The following is a 512-nucleotide window of genomic DNA, read 5'->3' on the forward strand; positions in this document are numbered from 1 at the left end:
GCGGAGGCGTCCGGGCCGTCCAGGCGGTCGAGCAGGGCCCGCAGGCGCGGCGACAGGCCGTCGAGCGCGTGGCCGTCCGCCAGCCGCCGCTCCAGGGCGGCCTCCAGCCGGTCCAGCTCGGCGAGGACGGGCTCCTCCCGCGGTGCTCCCTCCCGGGGCAGCCGCCCGTCGAGGAAGCCGGCCAGCGCGGCCGGGGTCGGGTAGTCGAACACCAGGGTGGCCGGCAGCCGCAGCCCGGTCGCCTCGTGCAGCCGGCTGCGCAGCTCCACGGCGGTCAGCGAGTCGAAGCCGATCTCCTTGAACGCCCGGGTGGCCTGCACGGACTCCGCCGAGGCGTGTCCGAGCACGTCCGCCACCTGGGTGCGCACCAGGTCGAGCAGGGCCCGGGTCCGGTGCTCCCCGGTGAGGCCGGCGATCCGGCGGGCCGGGTCCTGGCCGGCGCCGGTCTCGGCGGCCCGCCGGCCGGTGGCGCGGACCAGGCCGCGCAGCATCGGCGGCACCTCGCCGCCCCG

Annotated in this window: 1 protein-coding gene; it reads right to left on the minus strand. The window is 79.5% G+C overall.

Annotated elements, in window-relative coordinates:
* A partial coding sequence (locus AE652_RS42925) for an acyl carrier protein (RefSeq protein WP_304414280.1) occupies positions 1-491 on the minus strand: 491 nt, incomplete at its 3' end.
* Between the last annotated feature and the right edge of the window lie 21 nt (positions 492-512).

This window comes from Kitasatospora sp. MY 5-36 (assembly GCF_001182915.1).
Taxonomy (GTDB): Bacteria; Actinomycetota; Actinomycetes; order Streptomycetales; family Streptomycetaceae; genus Kitasatospora.